This window comes from Kribbella sp. VKM Ac-2569 (assembly GCF_004216905.1).
Taxonomy (GTDB): Bacteria; Actinomycetota; Actinomycetes; order Propionibacteriales; family Kribbellaceae; genus Kribbella.
In genome coordinates, this window is sequence record NZ_SGXJ01000002.1 from 1,076,276 (window position 1) to 1,100,854 (window position 24,579).

Here is a 24,579-nt window from a genome sequence, read left to right on the forward strand (position 1 = left end):
CCCCTCCCCACCCAAACCAACCCCACGCGCCACAAGATCCCCTCCCCACCAAACCCCACGAGCCACACGACCACCCCACCCCTCCCTCTCCCCCGCCAGCCGAACGCCTCCCCGCCCACCCCCGGTGGATGAACTCCCCAAACCGGTTCGGGGGCGAGATCCATCCAGACCGGGGAGGATCACCCACCCGGATCGGGCAGCTCGCGTCCCCGAACCGGTTTGGGCGACGGGGGGTGCCACGAGGGCTTGGGGGTGGAAGGGGGTGGTGGCTTGCGTCGGATTTGCACAGGCGGCGAATGGTCGGGCGGGACGGGTGGTCGGCGGTGCATCTTCTCTGGCAGCGGATCCGCGGGCGATCTGTCGAGAGGAGTTGCCATGCGATGCGTCGAAGCGGTGCGGGACGACGATTCACCTGACGAGTCGGCCGACAGCCTCACCCGATTGTTCAATGAACTGCGTCACCGGCAGGCGGGCGCCTTCAGCAGACATCAGGCGATCATGCACGGGATCACGGACAAGGTTCTTTCGCGGCGGTGCCGTGCGCGGCAGATCCAGCAGGTCCACGGCGGTGTGTACGTCGACTTCACGGGGCCGCTGCCCTGGGAGACCAGGGTCTGGGCCGCCTGGCTCGCCTACGGCCCGGATGCCGCCCTCACCGGGCCCACGGCGCTGCGCTGGTACGGCGTCGACGGAGTTCGAGGAGACGATCGCATTCACCTCGCGGTACCGCATGCGCGCAGGGTCAACCAGCGGGCCGGGGTTCTCGTCAGCCGTCATCGCGGTTTCTCAGCGCAACTGCACGGCTCCCGGACACCGCCGATCGTGCGGCTCGAAGTCGCAGCTCTGACGACGGCGAGTTCAGACCCCAACACGTCTCGACAGGCGGCTCTGCTACTCGATGTCTGCCGCCAGCGCGCCAGTACTCCCGAGCGTCTGCTCGCCGAACTCGACTCGCTCACCAGACTGCCCGCTCGCCAGATGCTTCGCCGGATCGTGCTGGACGCGGCGGACGGTGTGCAGTCGTTCCTGGAGCAGGTCTACCTGCGCCGGGTCGAGCGGGCGCATGCCCTGCCGACGGCTGAACGGCAGGTCCGGGTCGAGTCGACGGACGGGTCTGGCCGAAGAGTCCGTTATCGCGATGTCCTGTACTCCCCCTACGGACTCGTCATCGAGCTCGACGGGCACGCCGGTCACTCGGACTCCGAGTCGCGGTGGCGCGACATGCGCCGGGACAATTCCACGGCGATGAGCGGCCAGCTGACCTTGCGATTCGGCTACCGACTGGTCGACGAGCCATGTCTGGCAGCCGCCCAGGTGGCTAGTGCCCTCCGCCTTCGAGGCTGGACCGGCACCGCACGCGCCTGCTCTACCGGTTGTGCCGCCGCTCGCAACGTCGCCTAGCCAGTTCGGGGAGATTGTTCCCCCCGAAACGGGCGGTGGTGCTCCCCAAATCGGTTTGGGGCGGCCAGTGCGCAGGGGGTTGGAGATGGCGCGAGGGCGGCACCTCCCGGATGGGAAGCGCCGCCCTCGGCGGGGTGACTGCGCTCAGTTCTGGTAGGAACCGAGGTCGAAGTCGTCGAGCGGGACCGACTGTCCGCTGGACGGGCCGAAGTCGTAGTCGTACGACTCGTAGCCGACCATCGAGTACATCGCGGCCTTCGCCTCCTCGGTGGGCTCCACCCGGATGTTGCGGTACCGGTCCATGCCCGTACCGGCCGGGATCAGCTTGCCGATGATGACGTTCTCCTTCAGACCGACCAGCGAGTCGGACTTGCCGTGGATCGCGGCCTCGGTGAGGACGCGGGTCGTCTCCTGGAAGGAGGCGGCCGACAGCCACGACTCGGTCGCCAGCGAGGCCTTGGTGATACCCATCAGCACCGGACGACCCGAGGCCGGCGTACCGCCCTCGGCCACGACGCGACGGTTCTCCGCCTCGAACATGATCCGGTCCGCCAGCTCACCCGGCAGCAGGTTCGCCTCGCCGGACTCGATCACCGTGACCCGGCGCAGCATCTGCCGGACGATGATCTCGATGTGCTTGTCGTGGATGGCCACACCCTGCGACCGGTACACCTCCTGGACCTCGTCCACCAGGTGCTCCTGCGCCTTGCGGACACCCAGGATCCGCAGAACCTCCTGCGGGTCCGGCGTACCCTGCGTGAGCTGCTGACCGACCTCGACGTGCTGACCGTCCTCGATCAGCAGGCGGCCACGCTTCGACACCGGGTAGGCGACCTCCTCGGAACCGTCGTCCGGGGTGAGCACCAGCTTCCGGGTCTTGTCGGTGTCCTCGATCGCGATCCGGCCCGCGGCCTCCGAGATCGGCGCCTTGCCCTTGGGCTGACGCGCCTCGAACAGCTCGACCACACGCGGCAGACCGTGGGTGATGTCATCACCCGCGACGCCACCGGTGTGGAAGGTCCGCATCGTCAGCTGCGTACCCGGCTCACCGATGGACTGGGCCGCGATGATGCCGACCGCCTCGCCGATGTCGACCGGCTTGCCGGTCGCCAGCGAACGGCCGTAGCACTTCGCGCAGGTACCGGTCTTGGCGTCACAGGTGAGCACCGACCGGACCTTGACCTCCTCGAGCCCGGCCGCGACCAGCTTCGCGATCGACACGTCGCCCAGGTCGGCGCCGCCGGCGAGCACGACGTTGCCGTCGGCGTCCAGGGCGTCGGTGGCCAGGGTCCGCGCGTACGCGCTGGTCTCCACGTTCTCGGCGTGCACGACCTTGCCGGACGGGTCCTTCTCGCCGATCTGCTTCGGCAGGCCCCGCTCGGTGCCGCAGTCCTCCTCGCGGATGATCACGTCCTGCGACACGTCCACCAGACGACGGGTCAGGTACCCCGAGTCGGCGGTCCGCAGCGCGGTGTCGGCCAGACCCTTCCGCGCACCGTGGGTGGCGATGAAGTACTCGACCACCGACAGGCCCTCACGGAAGTTGGACTTGATCGGCCGGGCGATGATCTCGCCCTTCGGGTTGGCCACCAGGCCACGCATACCGGAGATCTGCCGGATCTGCATCATGTTGCCTCGGGCTCCCGAGTGCACCATCATCCAGATCGGGTTGTCCTTGGCGAAGTTCTCCTCCATCGCCTTACCGACCTCGGCGTTGGCGCCGGTCCAGATCTCGATCAGCTCCTGGCGCCGCTCGGACGAGGTGATCAGACCCCGCTCGAACTGCTTCTGGACCTTCTCGGCCTGCGACTCGTACCGCGCCATGATCTCCGGCTTGGACGGCGGCGTGCTGAAGTCGTCGATCGACACCGTCACGCCGGAACGCGTGGACCAGTAGTAACCGAGGTCCTTCAACGCGTCCAGGGCGTGCGCGACCTCGACCTTGGTGTACCGCTCGGCCAGGTCGTTGACGATCCCACCGAGCTGCTTCTTGCCCACCTCGGTGTCGACGAACGGGTAGTCCGCCGGCAGCGCCTCGTTGAACAGCGCCCGGCCCAGCGTCGTCTCCAGCGCGAACCCGCCATTGTCCAGCACGAGCGCGTCCTGCGGAGCGGCCGAACCGCTCAGCCGGATCGTGATCTTGGCCTGCAGCGCCAACTCGTTGCGGTCGAAGGCCATCATCGCCTCGGCCACCGAGCTGAACGCCCGGCCCTCGCCCTTGGCGCCTTCCTTCAGCATGGTCAGGAAGTAGATGCCGATGATCATGTCCTGGGTCGGCATGGTGACGGGACGACCGTCGGCCGGCTTCAGGATGTTGTTCGTCGACAGCATCAGGATCCGGGCCTCGGCCTGCGCCTCGGCCGACAGCGGCAGGTGCACCGCCATCTGGTCACCGTCGAAGTCCGCGTTGAACGCGGAGCAGACGAGCGGGTGGATCTGGATCGCCTTGCCCTCGATCAGCTGCGGCTCGAACGCCTGGATGCCCAGCCGGTGCAGGGTTGGTGCACGGTTGAGCAGGACCGGGTGCTCGGTGATGACCTCTTCCAGCACGTCCCAGACCTGGGCGCGCTGACGCTCGACCATCCGCTTGGCGGACTTGATGTTCTGCGCGTGGTTGAGGTCGACCAGCCGCTTCATCACGAACGGCTTGAACAGCTCCAGCGCCATCGCCTTCGGCAGACCGCACTGGTGCAGCTTCAGCTGCGGGCCGACCACGATGACCGAACGGCCGGAGTAGTCGACGCGCTTGCCGAGCAGGTTCTGACGGAAGCGGCCCTGCTTGCCCTTGAGCATGTCGGACAGCGACTTCAGCGGCCGGTTGCCCGGACCGGTGACCGGACGGCCACGGCGGCCGTTGTCGAACAGCGCGTCGACGGCCTCCTGCAGCATCCGCTTCTCGTTGTTGACGATGATCTCCGGCGCGCCCAGGTCGAGCAGTCGCTTGAGCCGGTTGTTCCGGTTGATCACCCGGCGGTACAGGTCGTTCAGGTCGGAGGTGGCGAACCGGCCACCGTCGAGCTGGACCATCGGCCGCAGGTCCGGCGGGATCACCGGGACGCAGTCGAGCACCATGCCCATCGGGCTGTTGTTGGTGGCCAGGAACGCGGTGACGACCTTCAGCCGCTTCAGGGCGCGGGTCTTGCGCTGGCCCTTACCGGTCTTGATGGTCTCGCGCAGGTTGCCCGCCTCGGCCTTCAGGTCGAAGGTCTCCAGCCGGCGCTGGATCGCGGCGGCGCCCATGGCGCCCTCGAAGTACTTGCCGAACCGCTCCTTCATGGCGCGGTAGAGGATCTCGTCGCCCTCGAGGTCCTGGACCTTCAGGTTCTTGAACCGGGTCCAGACCTCGTCGAGGCGGTCGATCTCGCGCTGCGAGCGGTCGCGCAGCTGCTTGACCTCACGCTCGGCGCCTTCCTTGACCTTGCGGCGTACGTCGGCCTTGGCGCCCTCGGCCTCGAGCTGCGCCAGGTCCTCCTCGAGCTTCTTCATCCGCGTCTCGATGTCGTTGTCACGACGGTTCTCGAGCTGCTTGCGCTCCACGTCCACGCGACCCTCGAGCGAGGACAGGTCGCGGTGCCGCGACTCCTCGTCGACGTCGGTGATCATGTACGCCGCGAAGTAGATGACCTTCTCCAGGTCCTTCGGGGCGAGGTCGAGCAGGTAGCCGAGCCGCGACGGGACACCCTTGAAGTACCAGATGTGGGTGACCGGCGCGGCCAGCTCGATGTGGCCCATCCGCTCGCGGCGCACCTTGGAGCGGGTGACCTCGACGCCACACCGCTCGCAGATGATGCCCTTGAAGCGAACGCGCTTGTACTTTCCGCAGTAGCACTCCCAGTCCCGGGTGGGACCGAAGATCTTCTCGCAGAACAGACCGTCACGCTCGGGCTTGAGCGTCCGGTAGTTGATCGTCTCGGGCTTCTTGACCTCGCCGTGCGACCACTGGCGGATCTCATCCGCGGTCGCAAGGCCGATCCGAAGCTCGTCGAAGAAGTTCACGTCGAGCACGATGTGTTATCTCCCGTTGCTAAAAATGGTCTGAGTGAGTTGGTTGTTGATCTCAAGCGGCAACCCGCTCAGACCTCCTCGACGCTGTTCGGCTCGCGCCGAGACAGGTCGATGCCCAGTTCCTCCGCTGCACGGAAGACGTCCTCCTCGCTGTCGCGCATCTCGACCCGGCTTCCGTCGGACGAGAGCACTTCCACGTTCAGACACAGGGACTGCATTTCCTTGACCAGAACCTTGAAGGACTCCGGGATACCCGGCTCCGGAATGTTCTCGCCCTTGACGATCGCCTCGTACACCTTGACCCGCCCGACGACGTCGTCGGACTTGATGGTCAGCAGTTCCTGCAGCGCGAAGGCGGCACCGTAGGCCTCCAGGGCCCACACCTCCATCTCGCCGAACCGCTGGCCACCGAACTGGGCCTTACCGCCCAGCGGCTGCTGCGTGATCATCGAGTACGGACCGGTCGAACGCGCGTGGATCTTGTCGTCGACCAGGTGGTGCAGCTTCAGGATGTACATGTAACCGACGCCGATCGGGTCCGGGAACGGCTCACCCGAACGACCGTCGAACAGCTTCGCCTTGCCCTGCCCGTTGACCATCCGGACGCCATCCCGGTTCGGCAGCGTCGAGGAGAGCAGGCCGGTGACCTCTTCCTCGGTGGCGCCGTCGAAGACCGGGGTGGCGACGTTCGTCATCGGCTCGGCCGCACCGGCGCCGATCTTGATCAGCCGCTGCGCCCACTCTTCTTCGTTCTCCGGGTCGACCTCCCAGCCGCGGCTGGCGATCCAGCCGAGGTGGGTCTCCAGGACCTGGCCGACGTTCATCCGGCCGGGCACGCCCAGCGGGTTCAGGATGACGTCGACGTGGGTGCCGTCCTCGAGGAACGGCATGTCCTCGACCGGCAGGATCTTCGAGATGACGCCCTTGTTACCGTGCCGGCCGGCCAGCTTGTCACCGACCGAGATCTTCCGCTTCTGGGCGACGTACACCCGGACCAGCTGGTTGACGCCCGGCGGCAGTTCGTCGCCGTTGTCCCGGTCGAAGACCCGGACGCCGATGACGGTGCCCTCCTCGCCGTGCGGGACCTTCAGCGACGTGTCGCGGACCTCGCGCGCCTTCTCACCGAAGATCGCGCGCAGCAGCCGCTCCTCCGGGGTCAGCTCGGTCTCGCCCTTCGGCGTGACCTTGCCGACCAGGATGTCACCGGTGGTGACCTCGGCGCCGATCCGGATGATGCCGCGCTCGTCCAGGTCGGACAGCATCTCGTCGGAGACGTTCGGGATGTCCCGAGTGATCTCCTCCGGGCCCAGCTTGGTGTCGCGGGCGTCGACCTCGTGCTCCTCGATGTGGATCGAGGTCAGCAGGTCCTGCTGTACGACGCGCTGGCTGAGGATGATCGCGTCCTCGTAGTTGTAGCCCTCCCACGTCATGAACGCGACCAGCATGTTGCGGCCGAGAGCCATCTCGCCCTCGTCGGTGCACGGACCGTCGGCCAGCGGCGTACCGATCTCGACCCGCTGACCGGCGTCCACCAGCGGGCGCTGGTTGATGCAGGTGCCCTGGTTCGAGCGGCGGAACTTCGCCATCCGGTAGGTCTGGTACGTGCCGTCGTCGGCGGCGATCTCGATCAGGTCGGCCGAGACCTCCTTGACCACACCGGGCTTGTCGGACACGACCACGTCTCCGGCGTCGACCGCACCGCGGAACTCCATGCCGGTACCGACCAGCGGGGCGTCCGAGGTGATCAGCGGCACCGCCTGGCGCTGCATGTTCGAACCCATCAGCGCGCGGTTGGCGTCGTCGTGCTCGAGGAACGGGATCAGCGCGGTCGCCACCGACACCATCTGGCGCGGCGAGACGTCCATGTAGTCCACGTCGTCGACGGGCACGAGCTCGACCTCGCCGTGCCGGCGACGGACCAGCACGCGCTCCTCGGCGAACCGGTTGTCGTCGTTCAGCGCCGCGTTGGCCTGGGCGATGACGAACCGGTCCTCCTCGTCGGCGGTCAGGTAGTCCACCTGGTCGGTGACCTTGCCGTCGACGACCTTGCGGTACGGCGTCTCGACGAAGCCGAACGCGTTCACCCGGCCGTACGACGCGAGCGAGCCGATCAGACCGATGTTCGGGCCTTCCGGGGTCTCGATCGGGCACATCCGGCCGTAGTGCGACGGGTGCACGTCACGGACCTCGAACCCGGCCCGCTCACGGCTCAGACCACCCGGGCCGAGCGCGTTCAGCCGGCGCTTGTGGGTCAGGCCCGCGACCGGGTTGGTCTGGTCCATGAACTGCGACAGCTGGGAGGTGCCGAAGAACTCCTTCAGCGCCGCCACCACCGGACGGATGTTGATCAGGGTCTGCGGCGTGATCGCCTCGACGTCCTGGGTCGTCATCCGCTCCCGGACCACGCGCTCCATCCGGGCCAGACCGGTGCGCAGCTGGTTCTGGATCAGCTCGCCGACGGTCCGCAGCCGGCGGTTGCCGAAGTGGTCGATGTCGTCTTCCTCGACCACGATCTCGCCGGTCGGCGCAGGCAGCTCGGTCTTGCCTTCGTGCAGCGCGACCAGGTACTTGATCGTGGCGACGATGTCGTCGACGGTCAGCACCGCCATGTCGTGCGCCTCGTCACGGCCGAGCTTCTTGTTGATCTTGTAGCGGCCGACCTTGGCCAGGTCGTAGCGCTTGCCGTTGAAGTAGTAGTTCTCCAGCAGCGCCTGCGCGGCCTCGCGGGTCGGCGGCTCACCCGGACGCAGCTTGCGGTAGATGTCGAGCAGCGCGTCGTCCTGGCCGGACGTGTGGTCCTTCTCCAGGGTCAGCCGGATCGACTCGTAGTCGCCGAACTCTTCCAGGATCTGCGCGTCGGTCCAGCCGAGCGCCTTGAGCAGCACGGTGACGTTCTGCTTGCGCTTACGGTCGAGGCGGACGCCGACCATGTCGCGCTTGTCCACCTCGAACTCCAGCCACGCGCCGCGCGACGGGATGATCTTGGCGGTGAAGATGTCCTTGTCGGACGTCTTGTCCGGGGTGCGCTCGAAGTACACACCGGGCGAGCGGACGAGCTGGGACACGACGACCCGCTCGGTGCCGTTGATGACGAACGTGCCCTTGCGCGTCATCAGCGGGAAGTCGCCCATGAAGACGGTCTGGCTCTTGATCTCACCGGTTTCGTTGTTCATGAACTCGGCGGTGACGAACAGCGGCGCGGAGTAGGTGACGTCCCGCTCCTTGCATTCGTCCACCGTGTTCTTCGGAGGCTCGAAGCGGTGGTCGCGGAACGACAGCGACATGGTGCCGCTGAAGTCCTCGATCGGGGAGATCTCCTCGAAAATCTCTTCCAGGCCGCTGGGGCCGGACAGGTCCGACCGCCCCTCGGCCTCGGCGGCGGCCACGCGGGCCTGCCACGTTTCGTTACCGACCAGCCAGTCGAAACTGTCCACCTGAAGCGCAAGCAGATCCGGAACCTGGAGAGGCTCGGAGATCTTTGCGAAGGAGATGCGGCGGGGGCCGGTGACGTTGGAAATACTGTCGGACTGGGGGTTGCGCGAGGCGACCAAGGGGCGTCCTTCCACGGGCTCGCAAAATCACATCGGTGCTGGGAGCGCACGCCAAGCCGCCCCAGTCAAGTCGGAGACCCGAGCAGAGGCGAGAGAAAGGCAGCGCAAAGGAATAGGTTACCTGATCCAGGCAAGCCTGTCCAATGGGGTCCAATAGTCTGCCGTCGGACCACCCTCTCCGTCAAGGACCGACCCGGAGTCTCCAGCGGGTAGATCACCCACGAGACAACCGGCGCCCCTCTGGTGCGGAGTTACCTAGAGATTACAGTCCGGCGATCTCCTGGACCAGCCATCGGTCGCCGTTTCGGACCATCGTGAACCGGGTCCGGTTCAGGTCCACCCGGGGACTACCCTTCGTGATCGTGCTGGTGGTCGTCTGGTTGACGAAGATGATCAGCGTGACCCGGTCGGCGTCGCCGTCGCGGACCCCGACCTCGCGGACGTCGGCCTTCACCGTGGCCTTGGTCTTGGTGGCCAGAACGCCTGCCACCTTCGCGGTCTCGTCGAACTTCGCGGCGAACTCCGGAGTCATCGTCGCCCGCGCGGCAGCGAAGCTTTTGTCCAGGTCACGGTAGTCGTAGCTGAGCGCCGTCTCGGCCGCTTTCCGGCCCGCGGCGGAGGCCTGGTTGCGGGCGTCCTCGGCCTGTTCGCCGTGCCAGGCCTTGATCCCGAGCACCGCGGCGACGGTCAGGGTGAGTACGACGACGACGCCGAGCGCGGCCGTCAGCGCGGTCCCGAGACCTCGTTTCTGCTCACTCTCCGTAGAGATTTCGGCGACCGGCGACTTCTCGGAAACGGCCTCCGAGGCCTCTTCTGTGGCCGGGGTCACATCCTCCGCACGGGTCTCCTCGACCAGTTCGGGCGGCTGGTCCGGTTTCGCCGTACGGCGCTGGCCGGCGATCCGTGGGCGGCTGCGGCGGTCCGACATCAGCCCACCACCTGCAGGTCGGCGGTCAGCCAGCGGTCCTTCTCGCGGACCATGTCCAGCTTGATCCGGTACCGGCGCTGGACGCCCTCGGCCGAGGCCGTGTTCGTCACCACCGCGTTCACGATCACCAGCACCTGGGCGGAGTCCTTGTCGTTCGAGACGACGGCGGCTTCCTTGACGTCGCCCTTGGAGGTCGCCTTGTTCGTCACCACGTCGGTCTTCACCGCGTCGATCCCCTGCTGGAACTCCTGCTTGAACTGCCCGGTGGAGTCGTCGATGACCCGCTTCGAGTCCGCGTCCCAGGTCTGGTAGTCGTACGTCGTGAAGTCCAGCGCCAACTGCCGCGCCGCCTTCATCGCGCCGTCGCGTTGCGAATCGTCGGCCCGCTGCTTGCTCAGGGCGACCACCGACAGCGTGAGGCCGGCGATCGCCACCAGGAGCAGCACGCTGAGAGCCCAGGCCAGCACCAGCCGGCCGTTCCGTGCGATCACTTGCCGGTCACCGGTCCAAGGATGAGTGCCTTCCAGGAATCGCTGCCGAGCAGGTCCTGCTGTCCGCCGGTGGAGCCAAGCGTCATGCCCGGCATCCCATCGGCTCCGCCCGCGGCGCCCGTCGCCGGGTCGTACCCGAGCCCGTAGCCGGACCGGTTCAGGTCCTCGCGCGACGACGGCGACGGCTTGTTCTGCGAGCCGCGCACGTTGATCCCGCTCTTCGGGTCCGCCGTACAACCGGCCTTGGTGTTCGCCGGGGTGTCCTTCAGGTCCTGCGGGACCCGCTTGTTCGTCCCGCCGTACCCGGGCCGGCAGGCCGGCGGCTGGAGCCCGACGACCAGGCCGAAGTGCGCGTCGTAGTGCCCCTCGGCGTTCTTGGCCGGTACGACGTATCCACCCATCGACACCGCCGGGTACACCACGAACAGCTGCTCGACGGCGTCCAGCCGGACCGCGGTCAGTTCGCTCACCGTCAGCAGGTTACCGAGCAGCACCGCGACGGACGCGCTGTTGTCCTGGATCAGGCCGGTGATCTGGGTGGACGCGAGCGAGCCCTGGTCGATCACCTTGCGCAGGTTGCTGTCCGAGCTGACCAGGGTGTCGGACAGCAGCGCCAGGTTCTTCGCCCAGGTCTTGATCGCGTCGCCGCTGGCCACCTGGGTGGCGAGCACGGTGTCGCCGTCGTTGATCAGCTTGATCGTCTGCAGCACGTTCGCGTCGGCGTCGTCGATCAGCTTGCCGGAGCTGTCGATGATCTTCTGCAGGTCGGTGCCCTTGCCCTTCAGCGCGGCCCCGAGCTCGCGCACCGTGGTCCGCAGGCTCTCCTTGTCGACCGAGTTCACCAGCTGGTCCAGGTTCAGCAGCAGCTCGGTGGTGTCGATCGGGATCGCGGTGTCCTTGCGGTCGATCTTCGAGTTGTCCTGCAGGTACGGCGCTCCGTCGCGGCGCGGCTGCAGGTCGACGTACTGCTCGCCGATCGCCGACCGGTTCGCGACCACCGCGAGCAGGTCGTTCGGGATCTTGACCTTCTTCTCGATGTCCATGTCCACCTGGACGCCGTCGTCGAGCAGCTTCAGCTGCCCAACCCGGCCGACCGGCTGGCCGCGATACGTCACCTCGGCGCCCGCGAAGATGCCGCCGGACTCGACGAAGCTGGCGCTGACGGTGTAGTCGGTGTCGACGATCAGCTTGTCGATCTGGGCGTACTTCGCGCCGACGAAGGCGACGCCGACGACGGTGATCAGCAGGAACACCATCAGCTGGATCCGGACCGCTCTGGTGATCATCCGACCACCCCCGGCATCAGCGCCTTGGCGAGGTCGGGATCGAACCCGGACCGGTTCAGCTTCGGCGAGCAAACCGGCAGGCCGAGCACCGTGATGCAGGTCGTCGCGGTCCCGGTCGGGACCGGCAGCGACGGCAGCACACTGCCCTGCGCCGGACTGGTCGGCAGGTGCACCGGGAGGCTGATCCGGCCGGTCGGCAGCGCGGTCGGGCCGACCGTCGGCAGCTGGATCCCGAGCAGGGTGTCGAGCGCCTTCTTGGTGTTCACGTCCACCGTGATCCCGAGGTTGGTGTAGTCACCCTTCGCGGCCTTGGCGGCATTGTCGGGGAACGGATAGGTGAACAGCAGCTCCAGCGACTTCGGCAGGTTCTCCCCCGCCTCAGCCAGCTTGGTGAGGATCGGGTACAGCGACTGCAGGTTGGCCACCAGGTCCTTCTGTGCGGACGTGATCACCCGGGTCGCGGTGTTGCCCAGCGTGGCCAGCGCCTGCAGCGTCTTGACCAGCGCGGCGCGCTGCTTGTCCAGGGTCGCGATCGACGTCGGCAGCGAGTCGATCGCGGTCGCCAGCGTCGCCTTCTGCGCGTTCAGCTTCTTGGCGAGCGCGTCCACCGACTTGATCGCGGTGACGATCCGCGCCTTGTTCTGGTCCAGGGTGCCGACGAACGTGTTCAGCTGGGTCAGCACGCTGCGGATGGCCGGCTCGTTGCCGGTCAGCGCCTTGTTCAGCTCCTGCGTGATGATCTGCAACTGCGCGACACCGCCGCCGTTCAGCAGCAGCGAGAGAGCGGAGAGAACTTCCTCCACCTCGACGTTGCTGGTGGTCCTGGACAGCGGGATCAGCTCGCCGTTGTCGAGCTTGCCGCGCGCCTTCTCGGACCCGGTCGGCCGGGCCAGCGACACGAACTTCTCGCCCAGCAGGCTGGTCTGGCGGATCGTGGCGTGCGTGTTGTCCGGCAGCGCGAGGCTCTTCGGAAGCTTGATCCGCACCTTCGCGACGTACCCGTCCAGCCAGACCTTCTCGACCGTGCCGACGGTGACGTCGTCGACCTTCACCGACGACTTCGGCACCAGGTCCAGGACGTCGGCGAACTCGACGGTGACCGTGTACGACGCCCCCTTGATCTTCGCGCCGCCCGGCAGCGGGAGCGAGTAGACGGAGAAGTCACAGCCGCTCAGCAGCATCGCGAGCGCGGCGACTCCGGCGACGATCGACGTACGGCGTCTCACTTGACCAACCCCCCGAGCGTCGGGTCCACGGGGTCGGGACTGTTCAGCGGGGCCTTCGGCGTCGGCGCCCACGGCGTACCGGCAGGACCGCCGCTGACCGGTGCGGTGCCGGTCAGCGATTCGATCAGCGGCAGCTTGGCCAGGGCGTCGAGGACCGGCTTCAGCGTCGAGCACATCGACATCGGCTGGTTCGCCTGCAGCAGCAGCGAGCAGACGAACGTCGCCGGGTCGTCGAGCTGTCCCGGGTTGATGCGCTGGTCCAGCGTGCCGAACTGCGGGTTGTAGATCCGGGCCAGGTTGCCGAGGCCGAGCGGGGCGGTGTCAAGCACCTCGGCCAGCGCGGCCTTCTCGTTCACCAGGATCTGCGACAGCTTGGTGGCCCCGGTGACGGTGTTCTTCACCAGCGTCCGGTTCTCCTTGACGAACGTCGCGACCTCGCCGAGCGCGGTGGCGAGCAGCGACAGCGACGCGCCGAGGTCCTTGCGCTCGCCCGCCAGGGTGGTCGAGACAGCGGCGAAGTTCGTGTTGAACTGCTTGACCAGTTGGTCGTTCGCGGCCAGCGCGGACACGAACGTCTGCAGCTGCCGGATCGTGTTGAACAGCGCCGACGAGTTGCCCGACAACGTGCTGGTCAGCTTCGAGACGTCGGTGATGGTCTGGTTCAGCTTGGCGCCCTGGCCGTTCAGGTTCTTCGCCGAGACGTCCAGCAGCCGGGCCAGCGCGCCCTGGTCGTTCGCGCCCTTCGGCCCGAGCGCCACGGACAGGTCGTTGAGGCTCTGGTAGATCTGGTCGAGCTCCAGCGGTACGGCGGTCCGGTCGAGAGGGATCTGCGCACCGTCGGCCATCACAGCGCCCTTGGAGTACGCCGGGGTGAGCTGCACGTACCGGTCCGCGACGATCGACGGCGAGGCGATCACCGCCTTCGCCTCGGCCGGCACCTTGTGCTTGGCCTCCCACCAGAACTTCACCCGCACGCTACGGCCGGCCGGCGTGACGCTCTCCACCTCGCCGACCTTGATGCCGAGAATCCGGACGTCCGATCCCGGGTACACCGAGACCGCCCGCGGGAAGTACGCCGTCGCCGTCACCCGCTCGGGCTTCGGCCACAGGGACACGGCGCCGACCACGATGATCACCAGGACCACTGCCATCGCGATCAGCCGCGAAATCGCGTTCACCCGCATCAGCCGCCACCTCCCAGGATCGGGGGGATCCCGGTGGGTAGCACCTTGGGCAGCGGGATCTCGGGCACCGGCACCAGGTTCTGCAGGTAGGTGTCGAACCACGGCCCGGTGCCGAGGGTGTTCGTGAAGACCCGGACGAACGGCGCGAGGCCCTTGATGCTCGCGTCCAGGGAGGTCTGGTTCTGCAGCAGTACGGCGAGCACCGCGTTCACCTTCTGCAGCGTCGGCCCGAGATCCTTGCGGTTCTCCCGGACCAGCGCGGTGATCTGCGCGGACAGCTTCTGCGTCGACACCAGCAACTGGTGGATCAGCGCCCGCCGGGCCTGCACGGCCTGGAAGACCTTGTTGCCGTCCTTCATCAACTTGATCAGCTGCTGGTTGCGGTCGGCAAGAACCTTGGTAACCACGTTCGAGTGCTGCAGCAGCAGCTTGAGCTGCTCGTCGCGCTTGGCCACGTTCCGGGACAGCCGGGACAGGCCGGTCAGCGACGCCTGCACCTCTTCGGGCGTGTTCTTGAACGTCGCCGACAACGTGTCCAGGGCCTTCGCCAGCTGGGCGGTGTTGATCCGCTCGGTGGTGTTGGCCAGGTCGGTGAAGGCGTCCACGACGTCGTACGCCGAGATCGTCCGGGCCAGCGGGATCTCGGAGCCCGGCTTGAGCTCGCCGGGGCCGGCCGGGTTGAGTTTCAGGTACTTCTGGCCGAGCAGGGTCTTGATCTTCATCTCGGCGCCGGTCTGCTCGCCGAGCTTCACGCCCTTGTCGACCACGAAGTCGACCCGGACGTGGGTGCCTTCGAGTTCGACGTCGCGGACCTTGCCGACGCGGACTCCGGCCACCCGGATCTCGTCGTTCGGCTTCAGGCCGCCGGCCTCGGAGAACTGCGCGGAGTACTTCGTCCCGCCGCCGATCAGCGGCAGGTCCTGCGCCTTGAACGCGGCCAGCATGATCAGCCCGATGACCGTCAGGCCGACCACGCCGATGGTGACCTGGTTCTGTTCCCGGAAAGGCTTCACTTCTTGCACCTCGCCGAGTTGAGGTCGTAGGCGACCGGGACGCGGGTACCGGTGGGCAGCGTGACGTTGCCGTCGAAGTTGCACAGGTAGAAGTTGAACCAGGAGCCGTACGACGCGGTGCGAGTCATCGTGTTCAGCTTCTCCGGCATGAACTGCAGCGTCTTCACCCAGATCGCCTGGGTGTCGTCCAGCGTGCTGGCGACCGCGCGGAGCTTGTCCAGGTCGGCCTTGATCGGCACCCGGGTCTGCTGCAGCAGGCCGGCGGTCTTGGTGTTCAGCGAGTTGATCGAGGTCAGCGAACTGAGGATCGGGTTGATGTCCTGACTCAGACCGGTGATGAACTGCTGCAGGTTGACCAGCAGCTGGGAGAAGTTCGCCTGCCGCTGCGAGACGATCTGCAGCGTCGAGGTCAGGTTCGTGATCAGGTCGCCGATCACCTGGTCGGCGTCGGCCAGCGTGGTGGTCAGCGACGCCGTCTTGGCCAGCAGCGACTCGATCGTGCCGCCCTCGCCCTGCAGCACCTTGATCACCTCGAACGCGAACTGGTTCACGTCCGCCGGGGTGAGCGCGGTGAACAGCGGCTTGAAGCCGTTGAACAGCACCGACAGGTCGAGCGCCGGCGTCGTGCGTTCCTTCGGGATGACGCCGTTCTTCTTCAGCCGGTCGCCGCCGCCGATGCCGTCGGTGAGCGCGACGTACCGGTTGCCGACCAGGTTGCGGTAGCGCAGCGTCGCATGCGTCGAGGTGTCGATCACCTGGTCGGAGTCGACGCTGAACGTGACCATCGCCAACGTGTTGTCGTAGAGGGCGATCTTGTCGACCTGCCCGACCTTCACCCCGGCGATCCGGACGTCGTCGCCCTGGTTCAGCCCGACCGCGTCGGTGAAGACGGCTTTGTACTTCGTCGTCGGGTTGAAGCTGATGTTCCCGATCGTCACCGCCAGCAGCGCGGTCGCGACGGTCGTGACCACCACGAAGATCCCGAGCCGGACGGTGTCGAACGTGGTCTTCCTATCGAAGAAGCTCATTTGAGATTCACCTGCCCTCCACGGAGGAGAGGGCCGACCATCAGGGTCGTCAGATCCGGTACGTCGTTCGCCGCAACGCCCATCTCCGGGCCGACGACCGAGTCGATCACCTTCTGCTCGGCCGGCGATCCGACGCCCTGGGTGTCCATCGCGAACCCGGGCATCGCCCGGTTCAGCTTGAGGTCGAGCGGGAAGCGCTGGTTCTTGTTGTGGTCGCCGATCACGCCGTCGTCACCGGTGATGTACGGCGCCGGGTTCTCCTGGGTGTACGGACCCGGCTTCGAACCCGGGTGGCTGTAGTTCTTGCCCACACAGGTCGGCCCACGGTGGTCCTTGTACACCGGCAACTCGTTCGGCTCGTACGGCGTCGGCTGGTTGGTGATCAACTCGAGGTTGATGTTCAGCCGACCGTCGCGGAACGTGTCGTTCAGGATCGGGGCGGTCTCGGTCATCACCTGGAGGAAGCACGGCACCTCGGGCGAGTACCGCTCCAGCAGGTCGAGGACGGGACGCGTGACCTGGCCAAGCCGGATCACCCGGTCCTCGTTGGCCTTCAGGAACGTGTCCCCGGTCGTGGACAGGTTCTGCACGTCGACGAAGAACTGCTGCAGCTGCTTCTGCTTCTCGACGACCGTGTTGCCGGTGATCGTCAGGTTCCGCAGCGCGCGGACCAGGTCCGGCGTCGCGTCGCCGTACAGATCGGCGACCTGGGTGAGCTTGGCGAGCGCGTCCATCAGCTTCGGGACGTGCGGGTTCAGCTTCTTCAGGTACCCGTCGAGCTGGGTCAGGGTGCCGGCGATCTCGGCGCCGCGGCCCTCGAGCGCGGTCGCGAGTGTGTTCAGTGTGGCGTTCAGGTCGGCCGGATCGACCGCCTGGAGCAGCGGCAGCGCGTCGTTCAGCACCTTCTCGATCTCGATGCCGACCGCGGTCTTGTCCCGGCTGATCACGTCGCCGGCCTTGATGTGCGGGCCTGCACCGTCAGAGGCGCTCGGCGGCACCAGCGCGACGTACTTCTCGCCGAACAGCGTCTTCGGCAGGATCCGGGCGCTGACCGCGGCGGAGATCTCGTCCACCTGGTCCGGCTTGAGCGCCAGGTCGACGGTCGCCTCGTCGCCGTCGGTGGAGACCCCGCGGACCTCGCCGACGATGATGCCGCGCAGCTTCACGTCGGCGTGCTCGTTGAGCTGCAGGCCGATGTGGCTGGTCTTCAGCTCGACGTTCACCGTCTTGGTGAAGACCTTGGAGTAGAACGCGTACGTCAGCCACAGCAGGAACACCAGTACGCCGATGAACGCGACGCCCAGCACCTTGTGCGAGATGAGTCTGGTCATGTCACCCCGCCAGCCTGACGGTGGTCGTCGTACCCCAGATGGCCATCGACAGCAGCAGGTCGACGACGTTGATCACGACGATGGACGTCCGTACGGCGCGACCGACGGCGACGCCCACACCAGCGGGGCCGCCACTCGCGTGGTAGCCGTGGTAGCAGTGCACCAGGATCACCAGGACCGAGAACACCAGCACCTTGCCGAACGACCAGAGCACGTCTCCGGGTGGCAGGAACAGGTGGAAGTAATGGTCGTACGTGCCCGTACTCTGCCCGTAGAACGTGGTGACGGTGAGTCTGGTCGCGAGGTACGACGACAGCAGACCGACGACGTACAACGGGATCACCGCGATCAGGCCGGCGATGATCCGGGTGGTGACCAGGAACGGCAGCGACGGGATCGCCATCACCTCGAGGGCGTCGATCTCCTCGCTGATCCGCATCGCGCCGAGCTGCGCGGTGAAACCGCAGCCGACGGTCGCGGCGAGCGCGATACCGGCGATCAGCGGGCCGATCTCGCGGGTGTTGATGTACGCCGACACGAAGCCGGCGAAGGCCGACGTACCGATCTGGTTCAGCGCCGAGTAGCCCTGCAGGCCGACCTCGGTGCCGGTGAAGAACGCCAGGAACGTGATCACGCCGACGGTGCCGCCGATCACGGCCAGCGCGCCGGAGCCGAGCGTCACCTCGGCGAGCAGCCGGAGGATCTCCTTGCGGTACCGCGTGACGGACTTGCCGGACCAGGCGAGCGCCTTGATGTAGAAGGCAAGCTGCTCACCGAGGTGGTCGAGCGAGTTCAGGGGTTTCTTGACCAGCACGTCCATCAGGGCCGACACGTCAGGCCCCCTTCGGCGGAACGAGCTGGAAGTAGATCGCGGTCATCGAGAAGTTCGCGACGAACAGCAGCATGAACGTGATGACGACCGACTGGTTCACCGCGTCGCCGACGCCCTTCGGGCCGCCGCCCGCGTTACAGCCCTTGTACGACGCGACGACCGCGGCGATGAACCCGAAGACCAGCGCCTTCGCCTGCCCCTGCCACAGGTCGGGAAGATGTGCGAGCGCGGTGAAGCTCGCGATGTAGCTACCGGGGGTGCCGTCCTGGAGGACGACGTTGAAGACGTAGCCGCCCATCACGCCGACCACGCTGACGAAACCGTTCAGGAAGAACGCGACCAGCATCGTCGCCAGCACCCGCGGTACGACGAGGCGCTGGATCGGGTCGATACCGAGCACCATCATCGCGTCCAGCTCTTCACGGATCTTCCGCGAGCCGAGGTCCGCGCAGATCGCCGAGCCACCAGCCCCGGCGATCAGCAGCGCGGTCGCGATCGGCGACGCCTCCCGTACGACGGCCAGCACCGCGGCGGAACCGGTGAAGGCCTGCGCGCCGAACTGCTTGATCAGGCCGCCGACCTGCAGTGCGATCACCGCACCGAACGGGATCGCGACCAGCGCGGTCGGGATGATCGTCACGCTCGCCACGAACCAGGCCTGCTGGAGGAACTCCTTCACCTGGAACGGCCGGCGGAACGTGGCCCGGCCGGTGTCGAGAGCAAAGGCGAACAGCGAACCAGCCTGCTTCAGCGGGGCGGTCGCGGAAACGGTCACCGGGCCCCCACTGTCGATGTGGCGAACGAGCCCGGCGGCGGGGTGACGCCGTGCTCTCGGCACCATGCGCCTGGCTCCCGCTGGGTGGGCCGGAGCATGCCGCTGCTGGGCAGCTGCTGGATCGGGATCGGCGGCAGCGGCGGCAGTTCCTGACCGGCCTCGGCGGCCAGCTCGTCGGCGTCCTTCTCCTCGGACATGCCGATCGGGCCGACCATCTGCGCGTTCAGGAACTGGCGGACCACCGGCTCCTCGCTGGACAGCAGCATCTCCCGCGGGCCGAACATGGCCAGGTGCCGGTGGTACAGCATGCCGATGTTGTCCGGCACGGTGCGCGCGGTGTTGACGTCGTGGGTGACGATCAGGAACGTCGGGCTGAACGCCTCGTTCAGGTCGATCATCACCTGGTTCAGGAACGACGTACGGACCGGGTCCAGGCCGGAGTCGGGCTCGTCGACCAGGAGGATCTGCGGGTCCAGCACCAGCGCGCGGGCCAGGCCGGCGCGTTTGCGCATACCGCCGGAGATCTCGCCGGGCAGCTTCTTCTCCGCGCCCACCAGGCCGACCATCTCCATCTTCTCCATCACGATGGAGCGGATGTCGGACTCGGACTTCTTTGTGTGCTCGCGGAGCGGGAACGCGACGTTGTCGTACAGGTTCATCGAGCCGAACATCGCGCCGTCCTGGAACAGCACGCCGAACAGCCGCCGTACGTCGTACAGCTCGCGCTCGCTGCAGGTGGCGATGTCGGTGCCCTCGATGTACACGTGGCCCTTGTCGGGCTTGAGCAGACCGATCAGCGTCTTCAGGAACACGGACTTGCCGGTGCCGGACGGGCCGAGCATCACGCAGATCTCACCGGCCGGCAGCGTCAGGGACACATCGCCCCAGATCAGCTGGCTACCGAAGGATTTGGTGAGACCTTCGACGCGGACTTCTACGCCCACCGGCCCTCCTCACGGGAATGTCTGCTGGCCCCCGACCGACGACGTTCTGCCGTCCCAACGACGGGGCAGTGGCCTAGGTTACGCACGAGTACGGTTTTGCGTAACCCCTGAAAGTCAAGCGGATGAGATCCTAGCGATCCGAAATGCCAGAAGGGCGGCCCCCTTGCGGGGACCGCCCTTCTCTACACATTCGTTACGTCCCGCAGCGGAACGTAATCGAAGTCACTTCAGCGTGACGGTGGCGCCGGCGCCCTCGAGGGCCTCCTTGGCCTTCTCCGCGGCAGCCTTGTCGACCTTCTCCAGGATCGGCTTCGGGGCCGACTCGACGAGGTCCTTGGCCTCCTTCAGGCCGAGGCTCGTGAGACCGCGCACCTCCTTGATGACCTGGATCTTCTTGTCGCCGGCCGCCTCGAGGACGACGTCGAACTCGTCCTGCTCCGCAGCCTCTTCGGCAGCGGCAGCCGGGGCGCCCGGAGCAGCGGCAACGGCAACCGGGGCGGCGGCGGTGACGCCGAACTCCTCCTCGAAAGCCTTAACGAACTCCGACAGCTCCAGCAGGGTCAGTTCCTTGAACTGGCCGAGGAGCTCTTCGGTGCTGAGCTTCGCCATGGTGGCGGTCCTTCCTAACAATGGTGCTTGGTGATCACTGATGGGGGTGTTGCGTGAGCTGCCTCAGCTGTCCGCTGCGGCAGTCTCCTCGGTGCTCGCCTCGGCAGGTGCCTCGACCGTGTCCTGGACGGTGTCCTGGACGGTGTCCTGGACGTCCGCCACTGCGTCCTGCACAGGGGCGGCGGGCAACTTGTCCTGCAGCGCCGCGAACAGGCGCGCGGCCTGCGACAGCGGAGCAGCGAACAACGACACCGCTTGCTGCGGGGCCGCCTTCATCGCACCTGCGAGCTTCGCGAGGAGAACCTCACGCGACTCCAGGTCAGCGAGCTTGCTGATCTCGTCAGAGCCGAGTGCCTTACCGTCCAGCACTCCACCCTTGATGACGAGCAGGGGGTTCGCCTTGGCGAAGTCACGCAGACCCTTGGCCGCAACCACCGGGTCGCCCTTGATGAAGGCGATTGCCGAGGGGCCTTCGAGCAGCGAGTCGAACGAGTCGACTCCCGCATCCTTGGCCGCGATCTTGGTCAGCGTGTTCTTCACCACGGCGTAGTTCACGTCGTCACCGAGCGAAACTCGCAATTGCTTGAGCTGCGCAACGGTGAGACCGCGGTACTCGGTCAGCACGGCGCCGTTGGAGCTACGGAACTCGTCCGTCAGCTCCGCGACAGCGGCTGCCTTGTCCGGCCTCGCCATGGGGGTCTCCTTCTTTCGGCTTCCTTGCCGGGGACCCTGGAAATGAAATACGCCCCTGCGCAGGCGCAAGGGCGTGAACATACTGATGTCACTATCCAAGTCACCTGCGCGGGCCGCCCACCTGAGTGGGACTTTCAGCTACCTAGGGCAGCAACCAGCGGTCTTCGGCTCGATAACAGTATCAACGTCTAGCTTGGCGACCAAATCGGTTGTTCACGCAGGTTGTTCTGTTCTCGGATGCGGTGGGATCCAGCGGTGCATCGCCGTGGCTGCGGCCCAGCCGGTTCCGGCCATGATCATGATCGCCGGTGCCAGTCCGAGGGCTGCCGTTGCGCCTGCGAGTAGCAGGGGACCGGCGCCGTTGCCGGTGTCGGCGAAGAGGCGGAAGGCGCCGAGGAACTGGGCACGTCCGACCGGCGGCGAGGCGTCCGCGCCGAGCGTCATGATGACCCCGGCGCCCAGGCCGTTCCCGATCCCCATCAGCAGTGCGACCGCGGTCAGTGTGACCGTGGAGTGCGTCAACGGGAGCAGGAGATGCGCCAGCCCCAGCACGATCATCGACGGTACGGCGACCCACTTGCGACCGAGCCGGTCCATCACCGAACCGGCCGGATAGAACAGCAACATGTCCACCGCGCCGGACAGCCCGAAGATGATGCTGGTCGTCTGCGCGTCCAGTCCAATGTGCAGCGCCCACAGCGGGATGACCACCTGCCGCGACGCCCGCACCGCCCCGACGAGCAACGCTCCGACACCGAGAGTCCGCAGTACCGGGAAGTGGTCGCGGATGACACCCCAGGTCGACTGTGCCGCGATCGGTCCCCTGCCGCGTCTGTTGGCGACGTCCGGCAGGCTCACCAGGACTCCACAGGCGAGTACTGCGGCCACCAGGTGCACCCAGTACGCGCCGTCCGTACCGAGGAACTTCATCGCGCCCGCACCGAGGAACGGACCGATGAACGAGCCGATGCGTTGGACGCCGCCCAGTGTGGACAGTGCGCGGGCCCGTAGCGTGATCGGTACGGCCTCACTCAGGTAGGCCTGTCGGGCGAGGCCCCAGACCGCACCGGCCAGTCCGGTGCAGCCGATGGCGATGGCCAGACCCCAGACCGTTGGGACGACCAGACAGGCTGCCAGTGCAAGCGCTACGAGGACGGTGGCGGACAGCATCGCGCTGCGCTCACCAATGCGGTTCGTGAGGGCACCAGCCGGGATGTCGCCGATCACCTGGCCCAGTCCGGCAGCAGCAACGACCAGACCGGCTACAGCAACCGAGGCGCCCCGGTGCGTGGCCGACAGCGCTACGACGGGTGCGATCGCGCCCTGACCGATGCCGTACAGCAGAGCGGGCAGATAGACCGCAGGTGCGATTTTCCAGAGGCTCCGGGCCTGTGACATCACCGGCCGCCGGCCAGCGCCGTACTACGGTCCCGGGCGACCGGGGTGGCCCCCAGCAACTCCGACACCGACCAGGCACCTTCGGCGACCCTCATCCCGAACTCCTCCATCCGCTCGACCGGCATCCGCATCTCGGGGCCGGAGACACTCAGACAGCCGGCGACCTCAGCGGAGTAGCCGAACACCGGCGCCGCGACGCTGCAGATCCCTGGCGTCCGCTCGGTCCGCGACATCGCGTACCCGCGCCGGCGGATCGCCGCGAACTGCTCCGCGAGCACCTCCGGGTCGGTGATCGTCGCAGGCAGCACCTGTTCGAGCGGGCCTTTCAAGACCTCCTGCTGCCGCTCGAACGGCAGGAACGCCAGCAGCACCTTCCCCGGCGCACCTAGTGGCAGCGCGACCGGCAGACCGAACTCCGTGTAGGTACGGCGCAACTGGTGATGGCTCTCGACCTGGTCGAGTACGACGCGCTGCCCTGACGGGAGCAACTCGTGCACGGCCGCGGTTTCCCCTGTGTCATCGCGGAGTGCACGCAGCACCGGCAGGGCAGCGTCGCGCAGGCCGGCCGGAATCCCGCCGCTGTGCGCGAGCTGCACGACCAGCGGGCCGATCGCGTACCGCCGGTGGGCGGTCTGCCGGACGAGCCCGTTCTCCTGCATGGCGAGCAGCAGCCGGTGCACGGTGCTCGTGGACAGGCCGGTCGCCCGTGCCAGGTCGCTGATCCCGAGGTCCGGTGTCCGCGCGTCGAAGCAGCGGAGGATCGCCACAGCGCGGTCGATCGACTGCACAGAACCGCGCGCTTCCTGCATGGTGAAACCATATCCCGCGATACGGGAAAGCTGTCGAGGTAGTGTCCAGCCGGTGAGCATCACCGCCTCCTGGAGCCGGCTCGACGAATGGCTGGCGCAGCACGCTCCAACGACGTACGCCGTACTCGCACCGTCGGCCACCGATGCGGAGCTGGAAGCGGCTCAGCGCGTGTTGGAGCTGCCCCCCGAGCTGATCGAGTCGCTCAGGTGCCACAACGGCCTGACGTCCTGGGCGAACCTCCTACCGGAGGCGCCGCCGTCGAGCGCAGCCCAGATCGCCGAGAACTGGCAGCTGCGGATGGACCTCGCCGCGGACCTCGACGGTTTCGCGGTTCATCCGCCGGAGCCGGAGCACTACTGGCATCCGGCCTGGATCCCGTGGGCCGACAGTGACGGCGATCTTCACGTCATCGACCTACGTCCCGGCCCCGCGCGCGGGCGACTGGGCATCGCGGCTCACGACGGGACCGGTGACTTCGACACCACCTGGCCGGACCTCGCGTCGTACCTCTCAGAGGTGGTGCACTCCCTGCACCACGGCACCGGCGTCAACGGCTGGTACCCGTACCTCACTACCCACCAGGAGATCTGGTGGGACCTCGGCCCGGACCAGCAGACCGTCAACGACGAGCCACTGATCCGGGTACCGGTCAAGAGCTAGCTGAGGACAGCAAGTGCATCGATCTCGACCAGCATGTCCGGCAGCGGCAGGCCGGTGAAGACGGTGGTCCGCGACGGCAGGACGCCGCTCGGCGTACGGGTCGACACGAACTCGGCGTACGCCTCGTTCATCGCGGCGAAGTCCTCGCGCTGGGTGAGGTAGACGCGCAGCATCACCACGTCGTCGATGCTCCCGCCACCGGCCTTCAGGATCGCCTCGATGTTCTGCAGCACCCGGGTGGTCTGGCCCTTCACGTCACCGGTGAACACGAAGTCGCCGCTGGCCGGGTCGACCGAGCCCTGGCCGGACACCTGCAGGATGTTGCCCTTGCGGACGCCCTGCGAGAACACCGGCATCGGCGGCGGCGCGTCGGTGGTGGAGACTGCGGTCTTGTCGGACATCAGGTCTGACACC

The 24,579-nt window shown here is 67.0% G+C and carries 20 protein-coding genes; 2 read left to right on the forward strand and 18 right to left on the reverse strand.

Annotated elements, in window-relative coordinates:
- The first annotated feature begins 375 nt into the window (after positions 1-375).
- Positions 376-1,401 (forward strand): hypothetical protein, encoded by a 1,026-nt coding sequence (locus EV649_RS18360; protein WP_130384652.1) that lies wholly within the window; start codon positions 376-378, stop codon positions 1,399-1,401.
- Between the two features lie 144 nt (positions 1,402-1,545).
- Here EV649_RS18360 and EV649_RS18365 read toward each other — a convergent pair whose 3' ends face one another.
- From EV649_RS18365 to EV649_RS18445, 17 genes are all read right to left on the reverse strand, one after another.
- Positions 1,546-5,406, reverse strand: coding sequence for a DNA-directed RNA polymerase subunit beta' (locus EV649_RS18365; RefSeq protein ID WP_130384653.1), 3,861 nt, complete (start codon positions 5,404-5,406; stop codon positions 1,546-1,548).
- 68 nt (positions 5,407-5,474) lie between these two features.
- Positions 5,475-8,957, reverse strand: a complete 3,483-nt coding sequence (rpoB, locus tag EV649_RS18370; protein ID WP_130384654.1) for a DNA-directed RNA polymerase subunit beta — start codon at positions 8,955-8,957, stop codon at positions 5,475-5,477.
- A gap of 262 nt (positions 8,958-9,219) precedes the next feature.
- Positions 9,220-9,885, reverse strand: coding sequence for a hypothetical protein (locus tag EV649_RS18375; protein WP_130384655.1), 666 nt, complete (start codon positions 9,883-9,885; stop codon positions 9,220-9,222).
- Positions 9,885-10,376 carry a hypothetical protein gene (locus EV649_RS18380; RefSeq protein ID WP_130384656.1) on the reverse strand — a complete coding sequence of 164 codons (492 nt, stop codon included), beginning with the start codon at positions 10,374-10,376 and terminating at the stop codon, positions 9,885-9,887. Before EV649_RS18380 ends, EV649_RS18375 begins: the two co-directional genes overlap by 1 nt.
- Positions 10,373-11,662, reverse strand: a complete 1,290-nt coding sequence (locus EV649_RS18385) for an MlaD family protein (protein WP_130384657.1) — start codon at positions 11,660-11,662, stop codon at positions 10,373-10,375. The genes EV649_RS18380 and EV649_RS18385 overlap by 4 nt, the downstream gene beginning before the upstream one ends.
- Positions 11,659-12,888, reverse strand: a complete 1,230-nt coding sequence (locus EV649_RS18390; protein ID WP_241998324.1) for an MCE family protein — start codon at positions 12,886-12,888, stop codon at positions 11,659-11,661. The genes EV649_RS18385 and EV649_RS18390 overlap by 4 nt, the downstream gene beginning before the upstream one ends.
- A complete protein-coding gene (locus EV649_RS18395) occupies positions 12,885-14,072 on the reverse strand; it encodes an MCE family protein (protein WP_130384658.1) in 1,188 nt (395 codons plus the stop codon). Before EV649_RS18395 ends, EV649_RS18390 begins: the two co-directional genes overlap by 4 nt.
- Positions 14,072-15,085: an MCE family protein gene (locus EV649_RS18400; RefSeq protein WP_130384659.1), complete on the reverse strand. Its 1,014-nt coding sequence runs from the start codon at positions 15,083-15,085 to the stop codon at positions 14,072-14,074. Before EV649_RS18400 ends, EV649_RS18395 begins: the two co-directional genes overlap by 1 nt.
- Entirely contained in the window at positions 15,082-16,113 is a 1,032-nt protein-coding gene (locus EV649_RS18405) for an MCE family protein (protein ID WP_130384660.1), read from the reverse strand. Before EV649_RS18405 ends, EV649_RS18400 begins: the two co-directional genes overlap by 4 nt.
- Positions 16,110-17,444: an MCE family protein gene (locus EV649_RS18410; RefSeq protein ID WP_241998325.1), complete on the reverse strand. Its 1,335-nt coding sequence runs from the start codon at positions 17,442-17,444 to the stop codon at positions 16,110-16,112. The genes EV649_RS18405 and EV649_RS18410 overlap by 4 nt, the downstream gene beginning before the upstream one ends.
- A 1-nt stretch (position 17,445) precedes the next feature.
- Entirely contained in the window at positions 17,446-18,264 is an 819-nt protein-coding gene (locus EV649_RS18415; RefSeq protein ID WP_130385096.1) for an ABC transporter permease, read from the reverse strand.
- A 13-nt stretch (positions 18,265-18,277) separates the two neighbouring features.
- On the reverse strand, positions 18,278-19,051 hold the full coding sequence (locus tag EV649_RS18420) for an ABC transporter permease (protein ID WP_130384661.1): 774 nt from the start codon (positions 19,049-19,051) through the stop codon (positions 18,278-18,280).
- Complete coding sequence (locus EV649_RS18425) at positions 19,048-19,995, reverse strand: ABC transporter ATP-binding protein (protein ID WP_130384662.1); 948 nt, start codon at positions 19,993-19,995, stop codon at positions 19,048-19,050. The genes EV649_RS18420 and EV649_RS18425 overlap by 4 nt, the downstream gene beginning before the upstream one ends.
- A gap of 222 nt (positions 19,996-20,217) precedes the next feature.
- Positions 20,218-20,604: a 50S ribosomal protein L7/L12 gene (gene rplL, locus EV649_RS18430; protein ID WP_130384663.1), complete on the reverse strand. Its 387-nt coding sequence runs from the start codon at positions 20,602-20,604 to the stop codon at positions 20,218-20,220.
- 63 nt (positions 20,605-20,667) lie between these two features.
- Positions 20,668-21,297: a 50S ribosomal protein L10 gene (rplJ, locus tag EV649_RS18435; protein ID WP_130384664.1), complete on the reverse strand. Its 630-nt coding sequence runs from the start codon at positions 21,295-21,297 to the stop codon at positions 20,668-20,670.
- A gap of 213 nt (positions 21,298-21,510) precedes the next feature.
- On the reverse strand, positions 21,511-22,695 hold the full coding sequence (locus tag EV649_RS18440; RefSeq protein WP_130384665.1) for an MFS transporter: 1,185 nt from the start codon (positions 22,693-22,695) through the stop codon (positions 21,511-21,513).
- Positions 22,695-23,504 (reverse strand): IclR family transcriptional regulator, encoded by an 810-nt coding sequence (locus tag EV649_RS18445; RefSeq protein ID WP_130384666.1) that lies wholly within the window; start codon positions 23,502-23,504, stop codon positions 22,695-22,697. Before EV649_RS18445 ends, EV649_RS18440 begins: the two co-directional genes overlap by 1 nt.
- A gap of 52 nt (positions 23,505-23,556) precedes the next feature.
- On the opposite strand from EV649_RS18445, the gene EV649_RS18450 reads away from it, so the two are divergent.
- The gene (locus tag EV649_RS18450; protein ID WP_241998327.1) at positions 23,557-24,165 is read left to right on the forward strand and encodes an SMI1/KNR4 family protein; all 609 of its coding nucleotides are present in this window, start codon (positions 23,557-23,559) and stop codon (positions 24,163-24,165) included.
- On the opposite strand, the gene EV649_RS18455 is transcribed toward EV649_RS18450, so the two are convergent.
- Positions 24,162-24,566, reverse strand: a complete 405-nt coding sequence (locus EV649_RS18455) for a RidA family protein (protein WP_130384668.1) — start codon at positions 24,564-24,566, stop codon at positions 24,162-24,164. The genes EV649_RS18450 and EV649_RS18455 overlap by 4 nt on opposite strands.
- Positions 24,567-24,579 lie beyond the last annotated feature (13 nt).

Coding starts and splice junctions, on each gene's coding strand:
- EV649_RS18360 (WP_130384652.1), top strand. CDS start 376: ATGCGATGCGTCGAAGCGGTGCGGGACGACGATTCACCTGACGAGTCG.
- EV649_RS18375 (WP_130384655.1), bottom strand. CDS start 9,885: ATGTCGGACCGCCGCAGCCGCCCACGGATCGCCGGCCAGCGCCGTACG.
- EV649_RS18385 (WP_130384657.1), bottom strand. CDS start 11,662: ATGATCACCAGAGCGGTCCGGATCCAGCTGATGGTGTTCCTGCTGATC.
- EV649_RS18395 (WP_130384658.1), bottom strand. CDS start 14,072: ATGCGGGTGAACGCGATTTCGCGGCTGATCGCGATGGCAGTGGTCCTG.
- EV649_RS18405 (WP_130384660.1), bottom strand. CDS start 16,113: ATGAGCTTCTTCGATAGGAAGACCACGTTCGACACCGTCCGGCTCGGG.
- EV649_RS18410 (WP_241998325.1), bottom strand. CDS start 17,444: ATGACCAGACTCATCTCGCACAAGGTGCTGGGCGTCGCGTTCATCGGC.
- EV649_RS18415 (WP_130385096.1), bottom strand. CDS start 18,264: ATGGACGTGCTGGTCAAGAAACCCCTGAACTCGCTCGACCACCTCGGT.
- rplL (WP_130384663.1), bottom strand. CDS start 20,604: ATGGCGAAGCTCAGCACCGAAGAGCTCCTCGGCCAGTTCAAGGAACTG.
- rplJ (WP_130384664.1), bottom strand. CDS start 21,297: ATGGCGAGGCCGGACAAGGCAGCCGCTGTCGCGGAGCTGACGGACGAG.
- EV649_RS18440 (WP_130384665.1), bottom strand. CDS start 22,695: ATGTCACAGGCCCGGAGCCTCTGGAAAATCGCACCTGCGGTCTATCTG.
- EV649_RS18445 (WP_130384666.1), bottom strand. CDS start 23,504: ATGCAGGAAGCGCGCGGTTCTGTGCAGTCGATCGACCGCGCTGTGGCG.
- EV649_RS18455 (WP_130384668.1), bottom strand. CDS start 24,566: ATGTCCGACAAGACCGCAGTCTCCACCACCGACGCGCCGCCGCCGATG.